The 24,913-nt window shown below is 64.5% G+C and carries 26 protein-coding genes and 2 pseudogenes; 21 read left to right on the plus strand and 7 right to left on the minus strand.

What is annotated here, in order from left to right; all coding sequences use genetic code 11:
- Window positions 1-18: 18 nt before the first annotated feature.
- Window positions 19-1,407 (minus strand): sodium:calcium antiporter, encoded by a 1,389-nt coding sequence (locus MUG98_RS16295; protein ID WP_265108488.1) that lies wholly within the window; start codon window positions 1,405-1,407, stop codon window positions 19-21.
- An 820-nt stretch (window positions 1,408-2,227) separates the two neighbouring features.
- Here MUG98_RS16295 and MUG98_RS16300 point away from each other — a divergent pair.
- The 3 genes from MUG98_RS16300 to MUG98_RS16310 all read left to right on the plus strand — a co-directional run bounded on the left by MUG98_RS16300 (window position 2,228) and on the right by MUG98_RS16310 (window position 4,663).
- Window positions 2,228-2,443: a DUF1059 domain-containing protein gene (locus MUG98_RS16300; RefSeq protein ID WP_265108489.1), complete on the plus strand. Its 216-nt coding sequence runs from the start codon at window positions 2,228-2,230 to the stop codon at window positions 2,441-2,443.
- A 17-nt stretch (window positions 2,444-2,460) separates the two neighbouring features.
- Window positions 2,461-2,991: a hypothetical protein gene (locus MUG98_RS16305; RefSeq protein ID WP_265108490.1), complete on the plus strand. Its 531-nt coding sequence runs from the start codon at window positions 2,461-2,463 to the stop codon at window positions 2,989-2,991.
- Between the two features lie 280 nt (window positions 2,992-3,271).
- Window positions 3,272-4,663, plus strand: a complete 1,392-nt coding sequence (locus tag MUG98_RS16310) for an FAD-binding oxidoreductase (RefSeq protein WP_265108491.1) — start codon at window positions 3,272-3,274, stop codon at window positions 4,661-4,663.
- Window positions 4,664-4,713: 50 nt separating this feature from the next.
- On the opposite strand, the gene MUG98_RS16315 is transcribed toward MUG98_RS16310, so the two are convergent.
- The gene (locus MUG98_RS16315; RefSeq protein ID WP_265108492.1) at window positions 4,714-5,049 is read right to left on the minus strand and encodes a nuclear transport factor 2 family protein; all 336 of its coding nucleotides are present in this window, start codon (window positions 5,047-5,049) and stop codon (window positions 4,714-4,716) included.
- Between the two features lie 139 nt (window positions 5,050-5,188).
- On the opposite strand from MUG98_RS16315, the gene MUG98_RS16320 reads away from it, so the two are divergent.
- From MUG98_RS16320 to hisH (MUG98_RS16335), 4 genes are all read left to right on the plus strand, one after another.
- Window positions 5,189-7,003 (plus strand): Rieske (2Fe-2S) protein, encoded by a 1,815-nt coding sequence (locus MUG98_RS16320; RefSeq protein ID WP_265108493.1) that lies wholly within the window; start codon window positions 5,189-5,191, stop codon window positions 7,001-7,003.
- 42 nt (window positions 7,004-7,045) lie between these two features.
- On the plus strand, window positions 7,046-7,546 hold the full coding sequence (locus MUG98_RS16325; RefSeq protein WP_265108494.1) for a DUF367 family protein: 501 nt from the start codon (window positions 7,046-7,048) through the stop codon (window positions 7,544-7,546).
- 61 nt (window positions 7,547-7,607) lie between these two features.
- Window positions 7,608-7,757, plus strand: a complete 150-nt coding sequence (locus MUG98_RS16330; protein WP_250140510.1) for a 50S ribosomal protein L40e — start codon at window positions 7,608-7,610, stop codon at window positions 7,755-7,757.
- A gap of 180 nt (window positions 7,758-7,937) precedes the next feature.
- Entirely contained in the window at window positions 7,938-8,588 is a 651-nt protein-coding gene (hisH, locus tag MUG98_RS16335; protein WP_265108495.1) for an imidazole glycerol phosphate synthase subunit HisH, read from the plus strand.
- Between the two features lie 47 nt (window positions 8,589-8,635).
- On the opposite strand, the gene MUG98_RS16340 is transcribed toward hisH (MUG98_RS16335), so the two are convergent.
- Window positions 8,636-9,247, minus strand: coding sequence for an MBL fold metallo-hydrolase (locus MUG98_RS16340; RefSeq protein WP_265108496.1), 612 nt, complete (start codon window positions 9,245-9,247; stop codon window positions 8,636-8,638).
- Window positions 9,248-9,455: 208 nt separating this feature from the next.
- Between MUG98_RS16340 and MUG98_RS16345 the strand changes: the two genes are divergently transcribed.
- Together MUG98_RS16345 and MUG98_RS16350 are read left to right on the plus strand one after the other, a co-directional pair.
- Window positions 9,456-9,629, plus strand: a complete 174-nt coding sequence (locus tag MUG98_RS16345; protein WP_265108497.1) for a DUF5786 family protein — start codon at window positions 9,456-9,458, stop codon at window positions 9,627-9,629.
- Window positions 9,630-9,635: 6 nt separating this feature from the next.
- On the plus strand, window positions 9,636-10,211 hold the full coding sequence (locus tag MUG98_RS16350) for an endonuclease dU (protein WP_265108498.1): 576 nt from the start codon (window positions 9,636-9,638) through the stop codon (window positions 10,209-10,211).
- Window positions 10,212-10,390: 179 nt separating this feature from the next.
- On the opposite strand, the gene MUG98_RS16355 is transcribed toward MUG98_RS16350, so the two are convergent.
- Entirely contained in the window at window positions 10,391-11,044 is a 654-nt protein-coding gene (locus MUG98_RS16355) for a ribonuclease HI family protein (protein WP_265112478.1), read from the minus strand.
- A gap of 1,017 nt (window positions 11,045-12,061) precedes the next feature.
- Here MUG98_RS16355 and MUG98_RS16360 point away from each other — a divergent pair.
- From MUG98_RS16360 to hisH (MUG98_RS16385), 6 genes are all read left to right on the plus strand, one after another.
- Window positions 12,062-12,280 (plus strand): hypothetical protein, encoded by a 219-nt coding sequence (locus MUG98_RS16360; protein ID WP_265108499.1) that lies wholly within the window; start codon window positions 12,062-12,064, stop codon window positions 12,278-12,280.
- A 229-nt stretch (window positions 12,281-12,509) separates the two neighbouring features.
- The gene (locus MUG98_RS16365) at window positions 12,510-13,112 is read left to right on the plus strand and encodes a uracil-DNA glycosylase (RefSeq protein WP_265108500.1); all 603 of its coding nucleotides are present in this window, start codon (window positions 12,510-12,512) and stop codon (window positions 13,110-13,112) included.
- Window positions 13,113-13,331: 219 nt separating this feature from the next.
- Window positions 13,332-14,351, plus strand: a complete 1,020-nt coding sequence (locus MUG98_RS16370; protein WP_265108501.1) for an ABC transporter substrate-binding protein — start codon at window positions 13,332-13,334, stop codon at window positions 14,349-14,351.
- Between the two features lie 19 nt (window positions 14,352-14,370).
- Entirely contained in the window at window positions 14,371-15,177 is an 807-nt protein-coding gene (locus MUG98_RS16375; RefSeq protein ID WP_265108502.1) for an ABC transporter permease, read from the plus strand.
- Window positions 15,168-15,932, plus strand: a complete 765-nt coding sequence (locus MUG98_RS16380) for an ABC transporter ATP-binding protein (RefSeq protein ID WP_265108503.1) — start codon at window positions 15,168-15,170, stop codon at window positions 15,930-15,932. The genes MUG98_RS16375 and MUG98_RS16380 overlap by 10 nt, the downstream gene beginning before the upstream one ends.
- Before the next feature lie 203 nt (window positions 15,933-16,135).
- Entirely contained in the window at window positions 16,136-16,798 is a 663-nt protein-coding gene (gene hisH, locus MUG98_RS16385) for an imidazole glycerol phosphate synthase subunit HisH (protein ID WP_265108504.1), read from the plus strand.
- A 512-nt stretch (window positions 16,799-17,310) separates the two neighbouring features.
- Here the strand turns inward: hisH (MUG98_RS16385) and MUG98_RS16390 are convergent.
- On the minus strand, window positions 17,311-17,667 hold the full coding sequence (locus tag MUG98_RS16390) for a hypothetical protein (RefSeq protein ID WP_265108505.1): 357 nt from the start codon (window positions 17,665-17,667) through the stop codon (window positions 17,311-17,313).
- 198 nt (window positions 17,668-17,865) lie between these two features.
- Between MUG98_RS16390 and MUG98_RS25260 the strand changes: the two are divergent.
- From MUG98_RS25260 to MUG98_RS25270, 3 genes and pseudogenes are all read left to right on the plus strand, one after another.
- Window positions 17,866-18,252 (plus strand): annotated as a pseudogene (locus MUG98_RS25260) (hypothetical protein); the annotation flags it as partial.
- A 222-nt stretch (window positions 18,253-18,474) separates the two neighbouring features.
- Window positions 18,475-18,552: pseudogene (locus tag MUG98_RS25265) on the plus strand (hypothetical protein); the annotation flags it as partial.
- Between the two features lie 119 nt (window positions 18,553-18,671).
- Window positions 18,672-19,094 (plus strand): sensor histidine kinase, encoded by a 423-nt coding sequence (locus tag MUG98_RS25270; RefSeq protein WP_320443084.1) that lies wholly within the window; start codon window positions 18,672-18,674, stop codon window positions 19,092-19,094.
- 317 nt (window positions 19,095-19,411) lie between these two features.
- Here MUG98_RS25270 and MUG98_RS16400 read toward each other — a convergent pair whose 3' ends face one another.
- Window positions 19,412-19,849, minus strand: coding sequence for an S-layer protein (locus MUG98_RS16400; protein WP_265108506.1), 438 nt, complete (start codon window positions 19,847-19,849; stop codon window positions 19,412-19,414).
- Between the two features lie 185 nt (window positions 19,850-20,034).
- On the opposite strand from MUG98_RS16400, the gene MUG98_RS16405 reads away from it, so the two are divergent.
- The 3 genes from MUG98_RS16405 to MUG98_RS16415 all read left to right on the plus strand — a co-directional run bounded on the left by MUG98_RS16405 (window position 20,035) and on the right by MUG98_RS16415 (window position 23,319).
- On the plus strand, window positions 20,035-21,150 hold the full coding sequence (locus MUG98_RS16405; protein ID WP_265108507.1) for a tRNA (guanine(26)-N(2))-dimethyltransferase: 1,116 nt from the start codon (window positions 20,035-20,037) through the stop codon (window positions 21,148-21,150).
- Window positions 21,151-21,416: 266 nt separating this feature from the next.
- A complete protein-coding gene (locus MUG98_RS16410; protein WP_265108508.1) occupies window positions 21,417-21,698 on the plus strand; it encodes a YgaP family membrane protein in 282 nt (93 codons plus the stop codon).
- Window positions 21,699-21,951: 253 nt separating this feature from the next.
- Entirely contained in the window at window positions 21,952-23,319 is a 1,368-nt protein-coding gene (locus MUG98_RS16415) for a YihY/virulence factor BrkB family protein (protein ID WP_265108509.1), read from the plus strand.
- A gap of 173 nt (window positions 23,320-23,492) precedes the next feature.
- Here the strand turns inward: MUG98_RS16415 and glnA are convergent, their stop codons facing one another.
- Window positions 23,493-24,848, minus strand: coding sequence for a type I glutamate--ammonia ligase (glnA, locus tag MUG98_RS16420; RefSeq protein ID WP_265108510.1), 1,356 nt, complete (start codon window positions 24,846-24,848; stop codon window positions 23,493-23,495).
- Between the last annotated feature and the right edge of the window lie 65 nt (window positions 24,849-24,913).

The following is a 24,913-nucleotide window of genomic DNA, read 5'->3' on the forward strand; positions in this document are numbered from 1 at the left end:
CCCGGTTTGCGTGTCGGCTCAGTCGTCGGCACTGTGCGATCGACCCTCGCCGATCGACATCGCGTCACCCACCGTGCCCGCGGCTCGCCGGACGAGTCGGGAGAACGCCCGTCGCCGGCGGACGAACAATACCGTCCCGAGGACGACGTAGACGACGCTGTAGGCGATCAGGACGTCGGTACTCGAGATCGGTATCGTGACGAACTCCCGGATAATGGCGAACTCGAGCAGGACCTGTGAGAGAAAGAGTACGAGCAGCGTCACCGCCTCCTTCACGGAGATTTCGAATCTGATCAGAAGCGAGATGGCGAAAAACGACTGCGCGGCGGTCAGCCAGATCTCGGCCGCCTGTTTGTAGTCGAACGCGAGGACGCCGTACCGGGCGAGCGCGATCGAATGAACGATGACGAGCGTCCCGATGAGCAGCGTCCACTGGTTGAGCTTCGACGAGATGAGCGCGTTGAATCCCGCCGTCGAGCGCGCCTTGTTCACCAGATAGACGACGACGATCAACTCCGGCGCTTCGGAGGCCAGCGGTGCGATCCACTGGATCATGAAAAAGGACGGGATGCCGACTCCTTCGCCGAGACGCTCGAGTCCGTGTGCGAAGGGTTCGACGGCCGTGAAGATCATCACGCCGGAGTAGGCGAACAGCAGGAGGATGGTGGCGATCCGGCGCCGCTTCGGGAAGTGCTGGAGATACGCCGGAACGCCGACGTGGTCCATGTCGGGTTCGACATCGCCCCGGAGGATGACCGCGATGTAGCAGACGTACAGCCCGACCAGGAACAGCATATCGAAGACGTCGATACCGCCGTTGAGCGGCACGAGGAACGCCCAGAGCGTTGCGATCAACAGGAACACGATCTCGAGGCCGATCTCCCGATCGAGGACGACCACGTCGGCGAGGAAGCCGGGTCGGGTTTCGACCGCGGGGTCTGACGACGCGCCCCGGCGGAAGATCGTAAAGAGGGCGACGCCGGCCCAGCCGATGCCGATCAGGATACGGTTCGCACCGGTCATGTTGGCCACGGCGAGGTTACCCGCCTCGATCCCGCGCGGAGTCCCCGCGAACTGGCCCGCGTTCCACGCGTAGAGTGCGTCGACGGCGTACTCGGGCGCGACCGCTAGCACCGCCAGTACTGCGATCGCGAACGCCTGGGGGACGTCCTTCTCGGCGGTTTCGGCGGCCCACGCGAGCAGAAATGCGGCCCCGAGGACGGCGAGACCAGTCACAATCACCGTCCCGAGCGTCGACGGACGGAACACAGCCGGTGCTTCGTACCCACCGCCCGGGAGTACGGCCCCCGTGAGCCGGGGGAGTAGATCGGCGGCCCCCCACACGACGACCCAGGGAAGTGTCAGTGCGAACGCGGCCGAAATCGCGCCGAGCGCTCGTCGTCTCATGGAAATCGTATCGAAACCCGCCTCGATCGAATCAACGTACGCACCGCATCGAAATGCTCATCGTGCCTGCGACTGCCGCGGGTTGCGATCCCCGAACGGTCGGACGACACCGGTTTCGAAAGACGCATTCTCGAAGAGTGATGTGATCGTGGGAGTTAGCATTTCGATGAGGGCACCAAGCCCCGTGGCAGGAATCCGTGCTATTCGACAGGACGTGGAGACGGAGATTCGCCGCGGACGCGATGGATTACGGGTGATCCGGAGGGACCATAGCTATACACCGGCATGCGTACGGATACCGTGTTATCGTGTGTCGAAGGATCTCCGCTCGACGACATCGTGTTCCTCGCGCGGTCGGATCACCGCGCTCGACGCATTGGCTATGCGTCCCCGGGAGGCCAGGCCGACCTCCGGAAACCGACCGGCGTGTCGTAGTCCGCGGTCGGGCGGACGCTCCGCGAGTTCGAGGACCGACACTGGATCAGGCAGGAACGGACGCCAGTACGAGGCGACACAGCTGGGTGCGTTCGTCACGTCGGGAATGCAGGGTCTGGTCGACCGATTCGAGACCGAGCAAACGCTCTGCCAGCTACGAGCCGTTCTGCCGGCTATCGTCGCGAGACGTGCTGCCGACTATCGTCGGTAGTCGGGTCGACGGACGGTCCCTGGCCCTGGCGACGATCCCAGTAGCGACCGGGTCGCCCGCTTGCAACCGATGACCCTGATGCAGCCGTTGCACGGAAAGCAACGGGTGCACGGAAATCACTAGATGCCTACACTATCCCCCGTCTCGTAGCGTCTCTCGCTGGGAGGCGAAACCATGACAAACGACCTGCAATCGGAAGAAGACAGCACGATGGCACTACAGGTAGCGTGCGACACAGCCGTTTCGGGGTGCGTCTTCCTCATGCGTACCGAGGAGAACGACAAGGAACGACTGGTGGAGATCGCGCGCGAGCACGTCAAAGAACAGCACGGGAAGGAATTCACACGCGACGAAATCGAAGCCCGTCACGTGGAAACGGTCGAGGTCTAACTCGGAGGACTGGAACGATGAGTCTGGATCAAGCGACAGGTTCACGACACCGGACCGAGCACGAACTCGATCGGGGAGTACGGATCGGCTCACTCCTGATGGCGCTCGCGGGCGTCGCCTTCGTCGGCTACGGAGTCGTCTTCCTCGCCAGAACGTTCTTCGGCACCGGCTTCGAACTCGGTGTCGCGACTCTGAACGGGGTCACGCCGGCGGAACTCGAAGCGATCGACCCGGCCATCATGAGCTACATCAATCACCTCCACGTTGCCACTGCGGCGTTTATCATCGCCACCGGGATCGCCATCACGGCGCTCGCGTGGTACGGTGTCCGAAGTGAGCAACTGTGGGCGTGGACGACGGCGGTCGTCGCCGCCGTGGTCGGGCTGGCCATCGCACTCCCGATGCACTACGCCGACCTCTTCGCCCACGACTGGGTGACGCACCTCGGCCCCATCTACCTCGCAACGATCGTGTTCGTGGTGGGTGCCGTACTCGCGTACCCGGGATCCCGATCGGAATCGCAAATTACAGAGACGGAGGACGTCTGACGTCCTCCACCGGCGTTCGTCGAGACCCATGTCCGGAACCACTTGCTCGAAACGCCAGCATGACGAGTAGAGGAACTCCCCGTCCAGGCGTATTAGACGAGAGCACCGAACTATCGGAGACTGCAGGTCCCTGCGAATTCTTCGGCCTCGTCGATCGGGTCACGAACTTGCACCACGTGCTCATCGGTCATCCACTGCAAGGGAATTACTGCCCGGGCAAATATCACTAGCTGCCTACATTAGTTCGTCCGGTGTACCCCGACGTGAGGCGAGTTAGCAGATGGCAACCACTACGAGAGACGATGCGGAGGCAGCGATCGAACGACTACAGGCGGACTTCCGGGGCGACCTGATCCACCCTGACGATCCGGCGTACGACGAGGCGCGCACGATCTACAACGCGATGATCGACAAGCGGCCGGGAGTGATCGCCCGGTGTACCGACGTCGCGGACGTGATCGCAGCCGTGACCGCCGCCCGCGAGCACGACCTCGAGATCGCGATCCGCAGCGGCGGTCACAACGGTCCCGGACTGGCGCTGGTGGACGACGGACTGGTCGTCGACCTGTCCGACATGACGGGGGTTCACGTCGATCCCGACGCGAAGACGGTGCACGTCGAACCCGGCTGCACCTGGGGCGACGTCGATCACGCGACCCACGCCTTCGGCCTGGCGACGGTCAGCGGGGTCATCTCTACGACCGGCGTCGGGGGCCTGACCCTCGGCGGCGGACACGGCTATCTGAGCCGCAAGTACGGACTGACGATTGACAATCTGGTGAGCGCGGACGTCGTGCTGGCCGATGGTCGCCTGGTTCACGCGAGCGAGGACGAAAACGAGGACCTGTTCTGGGCACTGCGCGGCGGCGGCGGCAACTTCGGTGTCGTCACCTCGTTCGAGTTCCAGTTGCATCCGGTCGAGACGGTTGTCGCCGGGCCGCTGTTCTGGCCGATCGACGACCTCGAAGACACGATGCGCTGGTACCGCGAGTGGCTGCCCGAAGCGCCCGATGACGTCTCCGCTTTTTATCTGATCCACGAGGTGCCAGGTGACCCCTTCCCCGAAGAGATCCACGGCGAACAGGTCTGCGGCCTGATGTGGTGTTATCTCGGGCCGGAGGACCAGGCCGAGGAGGTGATCCAACCAGCCCGTGATGTTGCCGAGCCGCTGTTCGAACACGTCGAACCGATGCCCTATCCGGCACTCCAGAGCATGTTCGACGATCTCTACCCGGAAGGCGACCAGTGGTACTGGAAGGGCGACTTCGTGGACGATCTGACCGACGACGCGATCGCCGAGCACGAGCGCTTCGCCGACGTGCCGACGCCACAGTCGGGAATGCACCTCTATCCCATCGACGGCGCCGTCCACGACGTGGACGCGGACGAAACCGCCTGGAGTCATCGCGACGTCACCTGGTCGATGGTCATCTTCGGCGTCGATCGGGATCCGGAGAACCGCGACCTGATCGTCGACTGGACCCGCGACTACTGGGACGCGCTCCACCCGCATTCGGCCGGTGCGGCGTACGTCAACTTCATGATGGAGGAGGGAGACGAGCGGGTTCGGGCCACCTACGGCGACAACTACGAGCGCCTGCAGGAGATCAAGGCGAGGTACGATCCAGACAACGTCTTCCACGTGAACCAGAACGTCGAACCGGCACCGTGAGTAGCGTCGAGCAAGCTACCGAAGGGCCGGAACGGGGTGACTGCCGATCGTCACCGGGAGTACGTCTCGAGTGTCCCGATCCGATCGTCCTCGAATTCGAAGAAGTCGGCGAACTCGAACAGGGACCGATCCGCGGCCTCGTCCACCACGCGGCCGCGGGCCGCCACCCCCTGTTCGTCCGTAACGATCGCGACCAGTTCGTGACGGGTGTCGGGGTTCGGCCGCTCGTCGCGCATGAACTCGACGAAGTCCTCGCGGCTCTCGAAGGTCCGATCGGGCCGGCGCTGGACGAAGTCGGGCGCGAGCACGTCCTCGAGTCGTCCGTACTCGTGGTCGTCGAGTGCGTCGTAGTACCGTCGGACGACCCGCGCTGCGTCGGTGGCCATACCGGACTGTTCGTCGCCGCCGGGAAAAGTGTGTGACGGTGACTGTGCGACTCGGTGACGAGATCGGGCGAACGGTCAACGAAGTAACGTAACGCGTCTTCAGCGAATCTTTACACGGTAGTGTGGCAACGTCACGCATATGGCTACGACGGATGCGCTTCACGAACTCGCACCACTCTCCGAACTCGAGGCGGCGGGCCGAACACAGGTCACGATCGACGGGACGCCGCTGGCCGCGTTCTACCACGAGGGCGAGGTCCGGGTCGTCGACAACCGCTGTCCGCACATGGGGTTCCCGCTCTCCGAGGGGACCGTCGACGACGGGATCCTCACCTGTCACTGGCACCACGCGCGATTCGAACTCTCCTGTGGCGACACGTTCGATCCGTGGGCCGACGACGTCCGGACCTACCCGACGGAGATCCGGGATGGCACCGTCTACGTGGACCCGAATCCGGACCGCGAACGCCCGCCCGACGAGCACTGGGCCGATCGTCTCGAGACCGGTCTCGAGGAAAACCTCCGTCTCGTCGCCGCGAAGTCGTCGATCGGCCTCCTCGACGCCGGCGTCGACTACCGGGAGCCGATGGCCACGACGCTCGAATTCGGTACCCGGTACCGGGACTCCGGCTGGGGGCCCGGACTGACGATCCTCGGGTGCACGGCGAACGTGATGGACGATCTCGATTCCGACGATCGAATGCGGGCGCTGTACACCGGGGTTCGCCACGTCGCCGACGACTGCGCGAACGAGCCACCGAACTTCGACCAGCCGTCGTTCTCGACGAGCGAGGTCGAGTTCGATCGCCTGCGGTCGTGGTTCCGGGACTGCGTCGATGTTCGTGACGCCGACGGGGCCGAACGGTGTCTTCGCACCGCCGTCACGTCGGGCTATTCGGAGTCCGAGGTCGCCGAACTGCTGGTCACCGCGGCGACCGACCACCCGTACCTCTCGAACGGGCACGTGCTCGACTTCGCGAACAAGGCCGTCGAGAGCCTCGACCACGTGGGCTGGACGCATGCGGACGAGACGCTGGCGGCACTGGTCGAGCCGCTGGTCACGGCGACCCGCAGCGACGAGCAGTCCTCGTGGCGACAGCCGATCGACCTCGTCGCGCTACTCGAAGACGTCTACGGCGGCGACGTGACGGAGACGAGCGGACTCGCGGAACTCGCAGCCGAGGGTGGTGCCGAGGGCGATCGGGATGCCTGGACGCCCCCCGTCGACCTCCAGGAGACCCTGCTCGGGGACGACCCCGGGGCGATCGTCGACGCGCTCGCGGACGCGATCCGATCGGGGGCGACGACCGAGGCCCTCGCCGCCGAGGTCGCCCACGCCGCCGCGACCCGCGTCGCCCAGTTCGGGACGGCCAACGAGTTCTCGGACTGGAACACCGTCCATCACACGTTCACCTACGCGAACGCGGTCCACGGGTTTGCCCGACGGACGGACGCCGTCGCGTGCTATCGCGGCGTCTTCGACGCCGCGCTCAGCGTCTACCTCGATCGGTTCCTCAACACGCCGCCAGCGCCCGTTCCGGAACCCGGCGAGCACGGAACCGATCGCGATCCCGACGACGTGCTCGACCACCTCCTCGAGACGTTCGACAGGGAGGGTGCGGTGAACGAGGCCGGCCGGTTCGTGGCGGAGTTCTTCGACTGCGGCGGCGACCCGGCAGCCCTCAAGCGGACGCTCGGTCGCGGCCTGCTGCGCGAGGACGCCGGCTTCCACACGCTCCAGAACGTCGAGGCGGCGTTCCGGCAGTTCGAACTGGCAGACACGCTGGCATCCCGCCGGGAGGATGCCTCGATCGACCTCGAGCGCCGCCGACGAGTGCCGTTGATCGCGACCGCCCGTTACATGGCCGCCCACTTCCCGACCCGACGCGAAGCGGACCAGACGTTTGCGATCGCTCAGCGGCTCAACCGTGGTGAAACGATCCACGAGGAGTAATCGGATCGACTGTCTTTTTTCGTCCCCGATCGTAGGTCAGGTGTGGAGTGTCACGTCTACTACGAGGGTGACGACGACCCCGACAAATGCACCGCGCGGCGCCTCGAGAAGTTCGACGAGGCGATCCTCCACCGCAAGATGGACCGGGTGCCCTACGGCGTCGTCCTCAACCCCCACGCCGAGCAGGCGCTCTCGCCGGCCGACGCCGAAGAGGGGTTCGGTACGCTGGTCGCACTGGATTGCTCGTGGGAGTCCGCGGGAGAAGCCGCCTTCCGAATGCGCGGCGTTCACCGGGCACTGCCCTTCCTCGTCGCCGCGAACCCGGTCAACTACGGCCGTCCGTTCCGGCTCACCACCGTCGAGGCGCTCGCCGCCGCCTGCTGCATCTTCGGCGAGCGCGAGCGCGCCGAGGAACTTCTCGAACCGTTCCGCTGGGGCGAGACCTTTCTGACGCTCAACGAGGAACCGCTCCGACGCTACAGCGAGTGTGCCGACTCGAGCGAGGTCGTCGCCGTCCAGGACGACTATCTCGCCGACGAGTGACCACTTTCGGGGGTTATCCCGGACCACAGCGGTTATATGCACCACGGGCCAACCGAGGGGTATGCCCAAGTTCGACGCTGCCGAGAAGCGCTCCCTCGAGAAGATGATCTGTATGCGCTGTAACGCCCGCAACCCGAAGCGAGCCGATAACTGCCGGAAGTGCGGCTACGGGAACCTTCGCCCCAAGGCGAAGGAACCCCGCGCAGCCTAATTCTCGCCCGACTGCCTCGCAGGACCGCCTCGCCGGCCTGCCGATCGGGCCGTCGTTCGATCGCGGTCCCCGCTCGATCGATTTTCGATCCCAGCCCCGGCTTCGACCCCGGCCCGATCGGTCCCGTCGCTCGTTGCACGAACGGCAACGATTTTGCCCGCGGTCGCCCGTAGATCCGGTGTGAACGTTACGATTATCGACTACGGCGTGGGTAACCTCCGCAGCCTCAGGCGCGGGCTCGAACGGGCCGGCGCCACGGTCACGGTCTCCGACGATCCCGACGATATCGTCGCCGCCGAGGCGCTCGTCCTCCCCGGCGTCGGCGCATTCGAGGAGTGTATGCGGAACTCGCGGCCGTTCCACGACGTGCTGGTCGAGGCCGCCGAGGACACGCCGATCCTCGGCATCTGCGTCGGACTGCAGCTGTTGTTCGCCGAGAGCGAGGAAGGCGCGCCCGAGGGCGAGACGATCGAGGGACTCGGCCTGATTCCCGGTCGCGTCGTCCGGCTTCCCCGGAGTGAGGTGAAGGTCCCCCACATGGGCTGGAACGAACTCGCGATCGAACGCGAGCACCCGCTGGTCGCGTCCATCGCGGACGACGACTTCGCCTACTTCGTCCACTCCTACTGCACCGCGGCGGACGATCACACGATCGCCGCCTGTGACTACGGGTTCGAGTTCGCGGCCGTCGCCGCGAACGAGGCGGGGAACGTGATGGGAACGCAGTTCCACCCCGAGAAGAGCGGGGAGACGGGGTTACAACTCCTCGAGAACTTCGTGGAGTACGCGCGCGACTACCACGCCGACGACCTGCCGGCGACGGCCGACTGACCGCCCACCTCGATTCCGCCTCGGGAACGGCGCGGTACTCCGGCGCGCTACTCGTCCGGGTACTTCGGCTCGCGCTTCTCGGCCCGCTCCAGCGCCGTCTCCACCACGTCGCGCACGTCGCCGTGGAAGACGCCGCCGTGGCCCGCGTACATGTGTTCGACGCCCTCCGGCATGCGATCGAGCAGGTCCTCGACGCTCTCGATGAGTCGCTCGCGGGACTGGCCGGCCATGTCCGTGCGGCCGAAGCTGCCGTAGTCGAAGGCCCCGTCGTCGTGGACGACCACGTCACCGGAGAATAGCGTCGTCTCGGAGACGAAGGAGACGTGGTCGTCCGCGTGGCCCGGCGTGTAGACCACGTCGAACTCCTCGTCGCCGATCGCGACCGTGTCCCCGTCGTCGATCGCGTGGGTGCGCGTCGGGTGGTCGGCGTAGGCGTAGACGTCGGGATCGAACGCCTCGACTGCGGCTTCGAGCTGCGCGACGTGGTCGCCGTGCTGGTGGGTCAGCACCACGTCGTCCACGTCGTCGGTGTGGCTGCGGATCTCGTCGACGATCCCGTCCCACGCGCCGGCGTCGACGAGCGTCGTTCGATCGCCGACTGCCAGGAACGCGTTACAGGTGAACGTCTCCGCGTCGTCGGTGACGTGATAGATCTCCATACCCTGCCCGTCGTGAGCCGACGGCAAAACGGTACCGTCCGATCGACGGCGGCGATCGAGCCGAATCGAGACGCCGTACCGTATTGCTGTCATTCTACACCGGCAGCTACGTCCCCCGTTTCGATGGAGAACGTATCGAATATCGACAATACTGTCGGTAACTCGTAACCACGAAATTTTTCTATCGCAAGCCCCAAGGGATACACGTATGGGATTCGGGAGCTACGACGAATCCGAGCAACAGGAGGTCGACGCTGATTTTGACGACGACGACGCGGTACAATCCTCGGAGAACAGTCACGAAGGCACGATCGAATTCGAGAACGGCGCGTCCAGCGACGAACTCCTCGATCGGCTCAAGGAGATCAAAGACGACGGTTGAGTCCGGATGAAATCCGGGGTGCGGGCGCTGGGCGTCGCGGAATCGTTTCGCGGTGACGACGCGAGTGTCGATCGAAGCACGCTCGCGGGTGCCGTCGTCCGTCGCGATCGCGTCGTCGATGGGCTGGGGTACGCGGCGTGTACCGTCGGTGGAACCGACGCGACGGCTGCGGTCGAATCGCTCGTCGACGACGTCGCGCGGCCGGACGTCCGGTACGTCCTGCTCGGCGCAGTCGCCCCCGCGTGGTACAACCTGCTCGATCTTTCGCGGATCCACGAGGCCGCCGAGCGGCCGGTTCTCGCCGTGACCTTCGAGGCGAGCGACGGCCTCGAGGCTGGCCTCAGAGATGCGTTTTCCGGACCCGAACTCCAGCAACGACTGGAGACGTACCGATCGCTCCCCGATCGTCGCGACGTGTCGGTCAACGACGAGACCGTCTACGTCAGACACCTCGGCTGCGACGCCGACGAGGCCCGCGAGATCGTTCGCGCCTTTACACCCGACGGGGGTCGCCCGGAACCGCTCCGGGTTGCCCGGCTGGCGGCGCGGGCGGCGAACGCGTATCTCGGTGATCGGGAGTGAGATCGTCGATCCGTTTCGACGAACGGACGGCTACCGGTATCACTGGCGGACGAGGACCTCTCTCGTTCTCATCAAAAACAGCGTGCTGAATACGGCGGGGTAGTCAGCATGTGGTTTCTAGTAGCTTCTGCGGATTTCAACGGAGCCGGGGATTTCGGATGTTGCGCGGCGTAACGCTACTATCCAGGTCCAAAGGCCGCGATATCGGCTCCCACTGTCGCCAGTGCGTCGGCGGGGTTCGGGTCGCTGTCGGCCAGATGCGTGTACTGGTGTTCCGGAATGCGCGACAGTGCTGTCGTGACGGCCTCGCTGTATGTCTCGACGCCCGGTTCCGTCGGGTCATTGCCACCCCAGACGTCTCGGATGACCGTCATTGAATCGATGCGCACGTCCAGCCTGCGTGGCTCGTAGCGAGCCAACAGTTCGGAGAGTCCGAGTTGGAGGGCGACGTATTCGGCGGTGTTGTTCCCCGTTCGGGAGCCGACGGGTCGGCCGAGACGGACGAGTTGGTCCTCCGCAGCGTCCGTGATGACAGCGCCCGCACCCGCGGGGCCGGGGTTGCCGCGTGAACTGCCATCGACGTAGAGGACGAACGTGTCGCTCGTCGGTTCGGGGACGGATGGTCGGGTGAGTCCCGACGCGAGGAGGCTTTCGAGCGCGCGACGCAACTCGGGCGGGGTGGTTGCGGGGTCGAACAGACCGCCGTAGCCGGGGACAGCATCGTCGATGGCGTCGGTGGCGGCCGCCACCTCGTAGCCGACACCTGCGAGTACCTCGTCAACGAGCGTGGCGAGCGGCGAGAGATGTTCGGCCGGGAGAGGGTCGTCGGTCACGTCACTTGTCCCTTCGGGCTTCGGTTCCTGGCCCTCACACTCTCGTTCCCGGCCGATCTCGTTGGCTGGTCGCACCACTGCATATAGATCCTCGGTGGTCAAGCGGGATAATCTCTTCACGTGGCACCGGCGGCAGACCGTTTTGGATCAGTCGGCCCCTTGAACTCCTCGGTGGCTGGCACAAATGGCCTGCTGAATACAGCGGATGGGCCTTGTTTAGACGCTAGTGAGAGCGGTGCTGTGGCTCAATTCTGATCTTCCAGACGAGACCTCGTCGAGAGTTTTGCCCCTCGACCGAGGTGATGGTGTTGCTCCAATCTCGATAAAACGGCTGCAGAACCGAAATTGTAGAGTCCAGTTCCACGATGGCGATTCCATTTCCAACACCTATATATCTACTTTCGGTCTGTGGACCTCGTTACCCTCGAATTTTCGCGTCTAAACACGGCCCAGAGGATGAATTCAGCAGATCGGTAACGATAGGGTACAGCGTTAACGGTAGGATTCGTGGCCTACAATAACAAGCTGTGACCTTGTTACTTCATTCCATGGTTAAATGTACTCGATGCGGCCGTGATGTGGATGATCTTCAAAGCATCACGCCAGATGTTATCACGAAAGAACTAATCGACTCAGTCGATCGCGGCGAAGAAGACCTTGCCGGGGAGGATGATATGAGAGTTTGCGCCGAGTGTATGGATGAACTGAAGGGAGACTGAAAACGAAACGGGTATCATTACTGACGATTTCAGCACGATCTGGATTATAAGATTCGCGCCCTCTATTCAGCAGGGGTTGACCAACTCACCGAGATGTTGTCAGAAAAGGCGTGCTGGCTACGAGGTTATATGCAGCACGGCAACCTCGGTTATTTCGCCCCTTGATTCTGGATTCCCGGTAGAGAACCCGCGAATTGAGCATTGCGACGTCCGTGGCTATAGACGAAATTCACAATTCAAAAGTACACACATTCTTTCAAAAGGAATACTTTTTCCCAGGTCCTGGTCGATTGAGAGTATGAGTTACGGAATACCCTCTCTGCAAGTGGCGACGGGCGTTGTATTTGCTTACGTAATGCACTTCGTGGCAACTGCCTTGCACGACTTCTTCGGCTTCCTGTTCTCTGGCATGTTGACCGTCTTTGGTCTGTACATAGCCGCTCACGGGCTATTTACTGGTATCGAGGTAGCTGTGAATGGACCGTCAACCGACAATAATTCGGCTGAAACACGATAGCTGAGTGGCTCAATTGCACTTATCTCTGTGAATTACACACGCTGTGGTGAACAACTACCAGCCCACGTGATCGGCCCCTACTCGTGCCACATTCGCGCCCTGTATTCAGCACAACTCGATCGACGTCGTCCGGGCCTGACAGATTCTCGAGCGATCGCGTCCGAAGTAGATTGCATCGCGACTGCCACGACTCGAAAGAGGTAGGAGGCGGCCGCGTGTCCTGCCGGCCATGGGAGAGATGGAAGATCTCCGGGTCACCGCCTGCACCCGGTGTCCGGACCTCGTCGACTGTCGGAGTCGGATCGTCAACGGCACCGGCCCAGAGGACGCCGACGTGCTGTTCGTCGGCGAGGGGCCGGGTGCGAACGAGGACGAGCAGGGCGAACCGTTCGTCGGTCGCAGCGGCACCGTTCTGGACGACGCGCTCCGAACCGTCGGGCTCGATCGGGAGACCGTCCGCATCACGAACTGCGTGCGCTGTCGGCCGCCCGAGAACCGCGACCCGACGACCGAGGAACTCGAGAACTGCCGGGAGTACCTGGAGCGGGAGATCGACCTGCTCGACCCGGACGCGATCGTCACGCTGGGGAAGGTGCCCAGCGAACACCTGCTCGATCGATCGGTCGCCGTGACGAAGGAAGCCGGCGACGTCGCCGACGTGCGGATCGAGGGGACGCCGCGGCGAGTGTTGATCTGCGTCCACCCGGCGGCGACGCTTTACGATCGGAGCCAGGAGGAGACCTTCGAGACGACCCTCCAGCGGGCGGCGGACCTCGCTGGCGTCGACGGCAGCGACAACGGGAGCGGACAGACCCGACTCGACGGGTTTTGAGCGCGACAGGGACGCAAGATGCCCGGATCTCGGCCCGATTCCCCGGTTCGACCCGGAAACTATTGCCGATATGTATGACGCGACTGGAACGTCCGTCGAGCAAGCAGGACGGAGCGGTACCGCGTCTTCGGGGGCGAGACCGTCTCGACGGCGTCGTGACTGCTGGTCGTACTTACCGTGACCAAACCGGGAAAGTAGCCGTCGGCCCGAGTGAGGGTAGTGATTGACGACTCGATTTCTCTCTCACGACGGGAGTATCTCGCGGGAACGAGCGCTGTCGGAACGGCGGCCGTCGCCGGCTGCTTCGGGAGCCGATCGAACGAACTCACGATCGCGCACATGCCGATCTTTCCCGATCTGCAGTACTTCGTGATGGAGTCCGAGGGATTCCTCTCGGAGATCGACGCCGAGATCGACAGCCGGGAGTTCACCGACGGCCCGGCCATCGTCCAGGCGTACGGTGGCGGCGAAATCGACATCGCGATGTTCGGCATCGTGCCCGCGATGATCGTCATCGACCGTGGGATTCCGGCGACGGTGACCGCGACGAATATCAAAGAACCGATGGCGATCATGGCCCACGAGGAGTTCCAGACGCTGTGGGACGACCACGGCGCCGACGCCTTCGAGGTCTGGAAAGACGACCGCGGGGAGACGTTCCGATTCGGAACGTTCCCGCAGGGGTCGGTCCCCGACGTCTTGCTCCGGTACTGGCTCCGCGAGGAGGTCGGCGTCGATCCCGACGAGGCCGTCGATATCATCGAGATCGGCGGTGCGAACGCGGTGTTCCAGGCGATCGCGAACGACGAAATCGACGGCACGTCGATCATGGAACCGGTGCCCACTCGCGCCGAGTCGGAGGGCCTTCCGGTCCAGCTTTTCCGGACGTCGGCCGAAATCATGCCCGGACAACCCGCCGCCGTCACGCTGATGCACGACGAGGTCCGCGACTCGGACGTTGCGTCGCAGTTCCTCGAACAGCACGTCCGTGCGACGGATTTCATCCACGAGAACCCGGCGGAGACGGCCGACATCGTCGAGGACGGGATCGGTATGCCGGCCGAGCAGGCCCGACGGGCGCTCGACGGACCGCTCGCGAATTTCGTCACCGATCCGCGCGAGATCGAGAACGGGACGGAGATCTTCGCGTCGTTCGCACACGAGAACGGCCAGATCGACGACGAACTGTCGACCGAGGACGTCTTCGACTACGACCTCTACGATGGAGTCACATCGTGACGACGGAGGGAACCGACCGATGGCAACCGACGTAACACAGGAGATCGACCGGCCGAACGCGACGAGCAGGCTCCCGTTCGTTGACGTCGACCTCCGACGGCTCCTGTTCGGTGCCGGGGGAATCGCCGCGTTCGTCGCGCTCTGGTGGCTCGGCTCGCTCGTCCAGCCGTCGTACGTTCTTCCGTCGCCGATCGCCGTCGCCGAGACGTTCGCCGCCGAGGCCGCGAGCGGGGACCTGACCGCGGCGCTGGGACAGAGCGTCCGTCACTGGCTCCCGGGTGCCGTCGTCGGGACGGGCCTCGGAATCGGCGTCGGCATCGCACTGGCGTGGAGTTCGGTCCTCGACGACGTCTCGTCGCCGGTCGTTCGCGTGCTCCGACCGGTGCCGCCGCTCGCGCTGGTCGGCTTCGCGATCGCGTGGTTCGGCATCAACCACGCCGGCGCGGCGTTCATCATCGCCGTCGGCGCGTTCTGGATCAACTTCTACGCCGCCTACGGCGCCGTCGAGGGGGTGTCGGAGGACCTGCTGGACGTCGCTCGCAGTCTCGGCGTCAAGGGCAACCTCGAACTCGTCCGATCGGTGGTCGTGCCGGCCGCGTCGCCGGAACTCATGACCGGCATCCGGACCGGGATCGGTCGATCGTGGATGCTCGTCGTCGCCGCCGAACTCTTCGGCGTTCCCGGAATCGGCCGTGAAATTCTGCGGGCGTCGAACAACCTGCAGGTCGACGCGGTGATCACGTACATCCTCGCGTTGAGTCTCGTGTTCCTCGTCGTCGATACCGCGTTCCGCGCGGCCCAGCGGAGGGTTCTGGCGTGGCGGTAGACGATACCGACGCTTCCCGCGTCCGGGTCGACGGCGTCGGGAAGCAGTACGCCACCGAACAGGGCCCGGTGCAGGCACTCGAAGACGTCTCGTTCGAGGTCGAACCCGGCGAATTCGTCTGTCTCGTCGGCCCCTCCGGATCCGGAAAGACGACGCTGTTTCGCGTCGTCGCCGGCCTCGAATCGCCGACGTCGGGGTCCGTCTCCCTCGACGGGACGCCGGTCAGGGAACCGAACCCCGACATGGGAATCGTGTTCCAGGAGTACCACCTGTTCCCGTGGCGGACCGTCCGTGGGAATATCGCCTTCGGGCTGGAGCGGACGGACGTCTCGACGGACGACCGGGAACGGCGCGTCCAGCACCTCGTCGACCTCGTCGGACTGGACGGGTTCGAGGACAGTTATCCGAAGGCACTCTCCGGCGGGATGAAACAGCGCGTCGCACTCGCACGGGCGCTGGCCGTCGATCCCGCGCTCCTCCTGATGGACGAACCGTTCGGTGCCGTCGACGCGCAGACGAAGGAACGGCTCCAGACCGAACTCCTCGAGATCTGGGATCAGACGGGCAAGACCATCCTGTTCGTCACGCACGACGTCGAGGAAGCCGTGAAACTCGCGGACCGGATCGTCGTGATGGCGAAAGACCCGGGTCGAGTTCGCGAAATCGTCGAGATCGATCTTCCGCGCCCCCGATCGCGCGCCGACGAGGCGTTCGGCGAGTACTACGAGCGCGTTCTCGATCTCATCCGCGCCTGACCGACTTGTCACTTCGTGTTGACCGTCACCGATCGGATTCTCGCGTCGAGTCGATCGTCACCGATCGGTTTGTGACCCCATTTCGAATCCGTCCGATCGGGCCGGGGCCAAGCGAACTGCCAGTCGCCGTCGCGTTCGGCCCGTGCGCACCAGGTGATTGCTCGAAAGGTAATACACTTCAACGCGCCGCGCCGAGTGGGCGTATGAGCAGCGTCTCGTCCGCACAGGAGCAGTCGCTCGCCTCCGTGGTCGTCGTCGACTACGGACTCGGCAATCTGCGTAGCGTCACCCGCGGACTGGAGCGTGCGGGTGCCGACGTGGAGATCACCGACGATCCCGAGGCCTTCCACGCGGCCGACGGCGTCGTCCTCCCCGGCGTCGGTGCGTTCCGCGAGGGCGTCGAGAACGCCGATCCCCTCCGCGAGGATCTCCTCGAAGTCGCGGAGACCGGAACCCCACTCTTCGGCATCTGTCTCGGAATGCAGATGCTACTCACGACGAGCGAGGAAGGCGAAAACGAGGGCGAGTCCGCGGTGCAGGGCCTCGACCTGATCCCCGGCACCAACGTCCGGTTCGCGGAGGGCCAGAAGGTCCCCCACATGGGCTGGAACGAGCTCTCCGTCGATCGCGATCACCCGCTGGTCGAGGGTGTGGATGGAGAGTACGCCTACTTCGTCCACTCCTACTACGCGGTGCCGGACGACGAAATCGCGACCGTCGCGACCACCGACTACGAGATCGAGTTCCCTTCGATCGTCGCCAGCGAGGACGGCACCGTCTTCGGGACGCAGTTCCACCCCGAAAAGAGCGGCGAGACGGGCCTGCAGATTCTGCGGAACTTCGTCGAAATTTGCGCCAGCGAGTGAGGGTGTCGTAGAACTCTTCCCACGGTGTTGATTCCACCTATTTCGATGGTGAATGCACGCTCTGTACTTCTCGAATTAGGGTGCACGCATAGTAGGAGAGTGTCGACCGCGATCGGACTCGGCTTCGTCGCTTGAGGCGAACGGCACCGCCCGTTTTCGGGTAGGAGACCGCTCGTCCGTTCTCGAGTGGGAGTCTTCTGGTTCCGGGTTGGTAGTGGTGTCTGTGCCCACTACTGCTGGCACCGGTTACGTCGCGATCCCGGCCTCCGTACCGATACGACGGACCCAGATACTCCCCGATCGACCACCGTTTCGAGTCGACACATTCCATCACATCCTTACAGCGGCACCACGGGGTGTGTACCCCCCGATACAGCGGCACTCCGGAGTGGAAATCAACCGAATACGCATCTATCGTGGCATTTTTGACCTGATTCAGCGGAACTCCGGTGCCCGTTCCGTGGATCGAACAACGGCCGTGAATGTTTCTCCTCGGCCGTAATTGCCTCCTCTCAGAGCAGTTCGCGCACGTCCGAGTACCACATGTCGTGGTAGTCGACGTAGCCGACCCGGCGAGCGATCGCGACGGCGATCGCGTGCCAGCAGAGGTCGGTCGGATCGTCGGCGTCGAGGTTGTACTCGCTGTCCTTGCAGGTACAGCCGCCGTCCTCGACGATGTACTCGTCCTCGTAGCCGACGACGATCGTGAAATCGCGGTAGGCCTTCACCCGGTTCTCGCTGACGGCTTCGATGGCACGGGCTCCGCGATCGCCGTGCAACTGTGTGATCCGCTCGACGATCGCCGGCGTCAACTCGCCCGCCTCCTCGAGGGCGGCCTGCCAGCGATCGACGGGTGTGGCCTCCGACACGTGCGGAACTGTGCACCGAACTGTAAAATTGGTTTGGTTGTGTCGCCGTCAGGGCGGGCCGAACGACGCCTCGAAGCGTGATTTCCGGCGAGTCGGGCGGGAACGGGTATCGCTGCTGATCCCCGTCCGACACGTCGCATCACCTGCTTGACCGGATGCACCGGGAAAGAACGAAATTCGGCCTCCCTGACGCCTAGCGTGACCCAAAAATGGGTTCAGCGTCGAGGAGTACTGAAGGTTCGCTGGCGCCGAAGTACGGCTGTTGCCGGAGGACGGGGTGCTGTCGTCGCCCTTGGCCTGCTGTACGTCGTCCTCGCAGTCGGGTGGGCGATCGGACAACTGACCGCTGGCAAACCGGTTTCGAACGTGGCGCTCGTCGCCTGTTTTATCGGCATCCCCGGTCTGATCCTCCTGTACGGCGGCTATCGGTTGCCGCGAACCGACGTCCGGCCCGAGTTCTACCCCACGGTCGCGAACTGGTGTCTTGGTGGGGTCGGGCTGCTGCTCGGAATCCTCGCCCTCTACCAGTTCGAGCCCGCCGCGAGCGTGACCGATCCGTTCCGGGCGGTGCCCGTGCTCACCGTGTTCGGGAGCGTCGCCGGCTTCGGCGTCGGCGTCAACGACGCACTGGCCAAAACACGAGCCGCCGAAATCAGGTGTCGCAATCGGGAACTACAGCGGATCAAGGACCGGTTCGACGAGACGGTAGCTCGACTCGAGGTGGCCAATCGGGAATTCGAGGAATCGAACGAGCGTCTCGAGCAGTTCGCCTACGCGGCCTCCCACGACCTGCAGGAGCCCCTGCGGATGATCACGAGTTACCTCACGCTCATCGAGAACCGGTACGCCGACGAACTCGACGACGACGACGAGGAGTTCATCGAGTACGCCGTCGACGGGGGGGATCGGATGCGCGCGATGATCGACGGCCTGCTCGAGTACTCCGCGTCGAAACGCAGGGCGAGCCGTTCGAACCGGTCGAACTCGATGACGTGTTCGCGAACGTGCGGAAGGATCTCGAAGTGCAACTCGCCGAAAGCGACGCCACCGTGGATACCGAAGCGTTGCCCCGCGTCGAGGGCGACCGCAACCAGTTACGCCAACTGTTCCAGAACCTGCTCTCGAACGCGATCGAGTACAGCGGCGACGAACCGCCACGGGTGCACGTCACTGCCGAGCGAAACGGATCGAACTGTACGGTGTCGGTCGCGGACGAGGGAATCGGTATCGATCCGGCCGATTCCGATCGGGTCTTCGAGGTGTTCCGACGACTTCACGGCCGCGAGGAGTACGAGGGAACGGGGATCGGGCTCGCACTGTGTAAACGGATCGTCGAACGCCACGGCGGCGAGATCTGGGTGGACTCCGAACCCGGCGAGGGCTCGACGTTCTCGTTTACCCTGCCGGCCGCCGACCGGGGCGAGTGACGCCGCGGGAGAGGCGGTCCGAAGGAATTCGTCGGCGCGGTCCGGACGAGGTCACGACGGTTTTCGACCGCCACCGTTCAGCGGGAGTATGCGCGTCACCGGGAACAGCGCCGAACTCGAGGGTCCCGGGAGCACTCTGAGGGCGTCGAGGAGGCGCTACAATCCGCGACAGAATCGAATCAGGACCCGAATTGCGGGCCACGGGGACGGGACCTGCCTCGATACGATTACTGCCAGCGGGGTCTTCCTGTCCGTGCGACGGCTATGTGACCCGTTCAGTTGTCTTCGTCTTCGGTGTCGCCTTCGTCCATGCCGTTCTAGTTTGCGTCGTCGGAATCTCCCGATGCACCTTCGAGGACGATCGTGACTTCTTCGTCCGTCTCCTCCTCGACCGTGACCGACTCTTCGACGGTCTCGAACTCGTCGTCGAGACTCTCGACGGTGATCGTGTGGTCGCCGGTGTGGACGAGCGTCGAGACCACGATCTGGCCGTTCTGGATCTCCTGACCGTAGTGGAGGGTGGTATCTTCCTCGTCGTGAGCGATCGTCACTTCGACGCCCGTCGAGATAGGGTCTCCGTCCTCGTTCTCCAGGTTGATCGTGAGTTCGCCCGGATTGTCTAGTTCGAACTCGTCGTTCTCGTCGCTGTCGTTCTCGTCGTCCGCAGTTTCGTCGGAACAGCCTGCGAGTGCGACCGTCGTCAGGGAGGCTATCGTGGAACCAAATCGGCGGCGGGAGAGCGATTTTTGGACCATATCGGAGCGTGCCGGTACGCCCGTATAAGCTTTCAGATTTCTTTAACTATCGTTCGGTGGTACCACTCACCACACGAGCGTGGACGATCGGTCGGCGAGCCAGCCGATCTGCCGATGCTGAAGAACGTCGGAGTCCCGTCGGCCGAGACCACGCCGTTTTTCGATCTCCGCCGACGAGAACGGGTATGCGCGTCACCGAGGGCGGCGTCGAACTCGAGGTACCCGGCGAGCAGACCGAGGGCGTCGAGGAGGCGGTGTTCTACAACCCGCGACAGGAGTTGAACCGGGACCTGACGATCGCGACGCTGCGGGCCTTCCGCGATCGGGAACCGCGAGCGGAATCGTACCTCGACGCGATGACCGCCAGCGGCATCCGGGGCGTGCGTGCCGCCGTCGACGGCTGGGACGTCACCTGCTGTGACGTCGACGAGGAGGCGGTCGACCTCGCCCGAGAGAACCTCGGGCGCAACGACCTGGAGGCGACGGTCGAACACCGCAACGTCAACGGTCTGATGCACGACGAGGTGTTTGACGTGATCGACCTCGACCCCTACGGGACGCCGATGCCGTTCGCCGACGCCGCCTTCGCGAACTGCCGCGACCTCGTCTGCGTCACCGCGACCGACACCGCGCCGCTGTGCGGGGCCCACTTCGACAGCGGCGTCCGCTCGTACTCCGCCGTGCCGCGGAACACGGACTACCACCCCGAGATGGGCGTCCGGATCCTCCTCTCCGCGCTCGCCCGTAGCGCCGCCCGGTTCGACGTCGGCGTCGAACCGATCCTGACCCACGCGACCAGCCACTACGTCCGGACCTACCTCGAACTCGATCACCGGGCGACGTCGGCCGACGCCGCGATCGACGAGTTGGGGCACGTCTACCACTGCGAGGACTGTCTCTACCGCGAGCACGACCCCGGGCTGATCGCCGACCCGATCGAGACCTGTCCCCACTGCGGGGACGATCGGATGCTCGCGGCGGGGCCGGTCTGGCTCGGCCCGGTGCACGATCACGACTTCGTCGAGGCCGTTCGTGCGGCGGTGCCGGACGCGTTCGGCACCGCGGAGAAGGCGCGAGAACTCTGCGAGACGCTCGCCGCCGAACTCGACACGCCGACCCACTACGATCAGCACAAACTCTGTCGGAACTGGGGGCTGCCCGCCAACGCGATGGACGATTTTCTCGCCGACCTTCGCGACGCGGGCCACGCGGCCTCGCGGGCCCACTACGGCGGAACGACGTTCAAGACGGACGCGAGCGTCGGCGAGATCCGTGCGGCGACCGAGGACAATCTCGACTGATCGGGCGGCGACGCCGTGTCGATCGGCCGCCCGAGAAGCCGTGACTCGCGATCGTAAAGTCCGTGGCCCGCGGCCGTAAGTACCGGTTGCCTCCGAGTAATGCGGGTACGTGGGAGCAGAACGCCCGGTAGACGGGGAGAGAAACACCCGAGAGACGAAACCGCCGGGACGCGGGCAGCACGATCGCCGGAAATGGTCGATTATTTGGGAACGATATGCATACGTTATGCTGTTGCGTAGCGTACGAGTGGACGGTGAAATACGCCATGGAAAAGAACGTCGGCGGATACGACCGCGGAATTCGGTTCATCGTTGGGCCGGTACTGCTGATCGTCGGTATCGCCGCAGTTGCTGGGCTGCTCTCGATCGCTGCCGGGGCCGTCGGCGCGGCCCTCGCCGTGCTCGCGCTCGTCGTCGGTGCGGTGCTGACGACCACCGCGATCACGCAGAAGTGTCCCATGAACTCGTTGCTCGGTGTCAACACCTACAAGGGAATGGCCCGCTCAGAGTCGGAGACCGGCGACCCGCAGGCTGGTCGACCCAGCTGAACCCGATTTTTGCGACGGCGTTGCACTGCTCGATTTGGGCGTGCCGTATCCGACTCGTGGCACGAGCGAAGCGCCGAGTCGTCCGGAAACCGGAGACTACGGCGCTCGGATCGGCCGGTGTGGGCGATCTGGATCGGGGACGCGTTCGACGAACAACTATCGTCTCTCCGGGAGAGTCGGTACCCGTCACTGCTCCCCTGCAAGCCTCTGCTACACGATCGCATATTTGGCCCCATCCCGCATAGAGAGACGTGTGATCGACTACAGACAGGGACTCGCGTTCACGCGTCGACTCGCCGGCCTCGCGAAACGCGAGCAACTGACGCTGCTCGCGGCCGGGGTCGCGTTCTACGGGTTCATTTCGCTCGTCCCGCTCGCGCTGCTGACGGTCGCGCTCGCGGCTTCGATCGGCGGGGAAGCACTCGCAATCCGACTCTCGACCGCCGCCAGTGACGTGCTCACGCCGTCGGCACAGGAACTGCTCGCGGAGACGATCGTCGACGAAACCGGCCGTACGGGGGCGACCATCGTGGGGATCCTCGGCCTGCTCTGGGGATCGAGCCGGGTCCTGTGGGGACTCGATCGGGCCTTCTCGCTGGTGTACGGTACCGGGGGCACGAAGTCGCTGCTGGACACGATCTGGGACGCCACGATCGTTTTCGCCGTGATCGCGCTCGGACTCGCGTTCGTCGGCGCGCTCGAGATCGGGATCCGCGTGTTTCCGTTCGCCGGCGTCTTCGTCGTCGGTCAACTGTTCGTCCTGCTGGGCCTGGTCGCGACCTTCCTGCCGCTGTACGTGGTGTTTCCGGACGTCGACGTCGGATTTCGCGAGGCCCTTCCCGGGACCGTTTTCGCCGCGATCGGCTGGTACGTCCTGAGCCGGACGTTCTCGCTGTACGCGGGTCTCGCCGGCGACTACGCCGTCTACGGCGCACTCGGAGCCGTCTTTCTCGTCCTCGTCTGGCTGTACGCCGGGGCGATCGTCCTCGTGTTCGGAGCCCTCCTCAACGCGGTCCTCGCCACCCGTGAAGTGGATCGGCAGCTACAAAGTCCCCGCGCCCGACAGTTTTCCACAGAAGCGATGACCGACGACGCCACGGGTGCCGACGAGGGCGAGGGCGGCGGCCACGACGAGAGCGCCGGGGCGGGCGGTGAACCCGATCACGACGAGGGGGCCAGTATCGATCGCGAACCCGGCGACGAGCCCACGGGCCAGCGATCGCGGACGACCGCTCGCACGCGCGACCGATCGGCCGACCCCGAAGCGCTCCGGGAGGAGATCGAACGGCTGCGCGATCGGATCGACGACTTCGAGACGGACGTCGAGGATCGGACGGTCAAGAAGGAGTCGATCGAGAGCGAACTCAAACGCTACGTCCGCCGCCGGGTCCGCCGCGGGCACGCCCACGGCTGGGGGCCCTACATCGTGCTCCTGTACGGGACGGCGATGGCCATCGCCGCGTTTTACTTCCTCTCGGGCGGCTGGGCGATCCTCGCGATGTTCGTCGTCTGGACGTCCACGCTCGGCGTCTACGTGCTGATGGTGCTGTTCGGGTTCGGCCTCTCGCTGCTCGGCGCACCCGGCCGCCTGCGCGATCGGATCGGCGACTGGCGGTCCTGACGGCCGTCGAACGGCGCCCCCTCGATCGGTAACGACAGACCCCGGTCCTCGAACCGCCGGTACGATGCGGTTCGAATCGACGCCGACGGCTCCCGTGGAGCCGATGTCGCGGGATACGAGAACGGGAACAAAACGCGAACCGCAACCGAACCGGATTCGGGGTGATGCGCCGGTTAGAACGTCTCGAGGTAGCGATCGAGTTCCCACTGAGAGACGTCGACGAGGTACTCCTCGAACTCCTGGCGCTTGGCCTCGACGAACTTGGGTGCGACGTGGTCGCCGAGCGCCTCGTAGATGGCCTCGTCTTCCTCGAGGGCGTCGACGGCCGCGCCCAGGTTCGACGGCAGCGTCTCGATGCCGTACTCCTCGCGTTTCTGTTCGTCGAACTCGTAGATGTTCTCGCGGACCGGATCGGGGGCCTCGAGGTCCTTCTCGATGCCGTCCAGTCCGGCGTGGATCATGACGGCGATGGCGAGGTAGGGGTTACAGGACGGATCGGGCGAGCGGAGTTCGATCCGGGAGGCCGCCGGGACGCGGGCGGCCGGCTTCCGGATCAGCGCCGATCGGTTCCGGTCGGACCAGGCGACGTAGACGGGTGCCTCGTAGCCCGGCACCAGGCGCTTGTAGCTGTTGACCGTCGGGTTCGCGACCGCGGTGATCGCCGGTGCGTGTTCGAGGATGCCCGCGAGGAACGAGTGAGCGGTCTCGCTCAGGTTGAACTCGTCGTCATCGTCGTGGAACGCGTTCTCACCGTCCTCCGTGAACAGCGAGAGGTGGGTGTGCATCCCCGAGCCGTTGATCTTCGGAATCGGCTTGGGCATGAACGTCGCGTGGTAGTCGTGCTGGGCGGCGATGGCACGGACGACGGTGCGGAAGGTACCGACGTTGTCCGCCGTCGCGAGCGCGTCGTCGTAGGTGAAGTTGATCTCGTGTTGCCCCTGGGCGACCTCGTGGTGGCTGGCCTCGACTTCGAATCCCATATCCTCGAGCCCGTAGATGATATCGCGGCGAACGTCTGAGGCGAGGTCTTTCGGGGCGAGATCGAAGTATCCGCCGGCGTCGTTGGTCTCGGTGGTCGCACGACCCTCCTCGTCCTCCTCGAACAGGAAGAACTCCGGTTCGGGCGCGGCGTTGACCGTGTAGCCCATCTCGTGGGCGCGATCGAGCGCCTGTTTGAGCACGTAGCGCGGATCGCCCTCGAAGGGGTCGCCCGTCGAGGTGTCGTAGACGTCACAGATCATCCGGGCCGAAGCCCCGTCTTCTTTCTGCCGCCAGGGGAGAATCGCGAAGGTGTCCGGGTCCGGCACGAGGCGCATGTCCGATTCCTGAATGCGCACGAAGCCTTCGATCGAAGAGCCGTCGAAGTAGATGCCCTCGGTAAATGCCTTCTCGGCCTGGCGGGCCGGCACCGAGACGTTCTTGACCGTCCCCAGAATGTCGGTAAACTGCAGTCGGAGGAAACTGATATCTTTTTCCTCGATTTCGTCCAGTACGGCCCGCTCGGCCCCAGTGATGTTTCCGCTTGTCATCTTTCTCGTCGGCGTATCCAAGTATCTCTGCTACTAAAACCCTGCTGCTCCGAGCAATTCTTCGG

It is taken from the genome of Halosolutus halophilus, from assembly GCF_022869805.1.
In the GTDB taxonomy this organism is placed as follows: domain Archaea; phylum Halobacteriota; class Halobacteria; order Halobacteriales; family Natrialbaceae; genus Halosolutus; species Halosolutus halophilus.

Bases quoted from the DNA above. Each gene is read 5' to 3' on its own strand.
- MUG98_RS16410 (WP_265108508.1), top strand. From the start codon at position 21,417: ATGGAAAAGAACGTCGGCGGATACGACCGCGGAATTCGGTTCATCGTT.
- MUG98_RS16300 (WP_265108489.1), top strand. From the start codon at position 2,228: ATGACAAACGACCTGCAATCGGAAGAAGACAGCACGATGGCACTACAG.
- MUG98_RS16405 (WP_265108507.1), top strand. From the start codon at position 20,035: ATGCGCGTCACCGAGGGCGGCGTCGAACTCGAGGTACCCGGCGAGCAG.
- MUG98_RS16340 (WP_265108496.1), bottom strand. From the start codon at position 9,247: ATGGAGATCTATCACGTCACCGACGACGCGGAGACGTTCACCTGTAAC.
- MUG98_RS16295 (WP_265108488.1), bottom strand. From the start codon at position 1,407: ATGAGACGACGAGCGCTCGGCGCGATTTCGGCCGCGTTCGCACTGACA.
- glnA (WP_265108510.1), bottom strand. From the start codon at position 24,848: ATGACAAGCGGAAACATCACTGGGGCCGAGCGGGCCGTACTGGACGAA.
- MUG98_RS16305 (WP_265108490.1), top strand. From the start codon at position 2,461: ATGAGTCTGGATCAAGCGACAGGTTCACGACACCGGACCGAGCACGAA.
- MUG98_RS16400 (WP_265108506.1), bottom strand. From the start codon at position 19,849: ATGGTCCAAAAATCGCTCTCCCGCCGCCGATTTGGTTCCACGATAGCC.
- MUG98_RS16360 (WP_265108499.1), top strand. From the start codon at position 12,062: ATGAGTTACGGAATACCCTCTCTGCAAGTGGCGACGGGCGTTGTATTT.
- MUG98_RS16320 (WP_265108493.1), top strand. From the start codon at position 5,189: ATGGCTACGACGGATGCGCTTCACGAACTCGCACCACTCTCCGAACTC.
- MUG98_RS16365 (WP_265108500.1), top strand. From the start codon at position 12,510: ATGGGAGAGATGGAAGATCTCCGGGTCACCGCCTGCACCCGGTGTCCG.
- hisH (WP_265108504.1), top strand. From the start codon at position 16,136: ATGAGCAGCGTCTCGTCCGCACAGGAGCAGTCGCTCGCCTCCGTGGTC.
- MUG98_RS16345 (WP_265108497.1), top strand. From the start codon at position 9,456: ATGGGATTCGGGAGCTACGACGAATCCGAGCAACAGGAGGTCGACGCT.
- MUG98_RS16315 (WP_265108492.1), bottom strand. From the start codon at position 5,049: ATGGCCACCGACGCAGCGCGGGTCGTCCGACGGTACTACGACGCACTC.
- MUG98_RS16375 (WP_265108502.1), top strand. From the start codon at position 14,371: ATGGCAACCGACGTAACACAGGAGATCGACCGGCCGAACGCGACGAGC.
- MUG98_RS16330 (WP_250140510.1), top strand. From the start codon at position 7,608: ATGCCCAAGTTCGACGCTGCCGAGAAGCGCTCCCTCGAGAAGATGATC.
- MUG98_RS16350 (WP_265108498.1), top strand. From the start codon at position 9,636: ATGAAATCCGGGGTGCGGGCGCTGGGCGTCGCGGAATCGTTTCGCGGT.
- MUG98_RS16310 (WP_265108491.1), top strand. From the start codon at position 3,272: ATGGCAACCACTACGAGAGACGATGCGGAGGCAGCGATCGAACGACTA.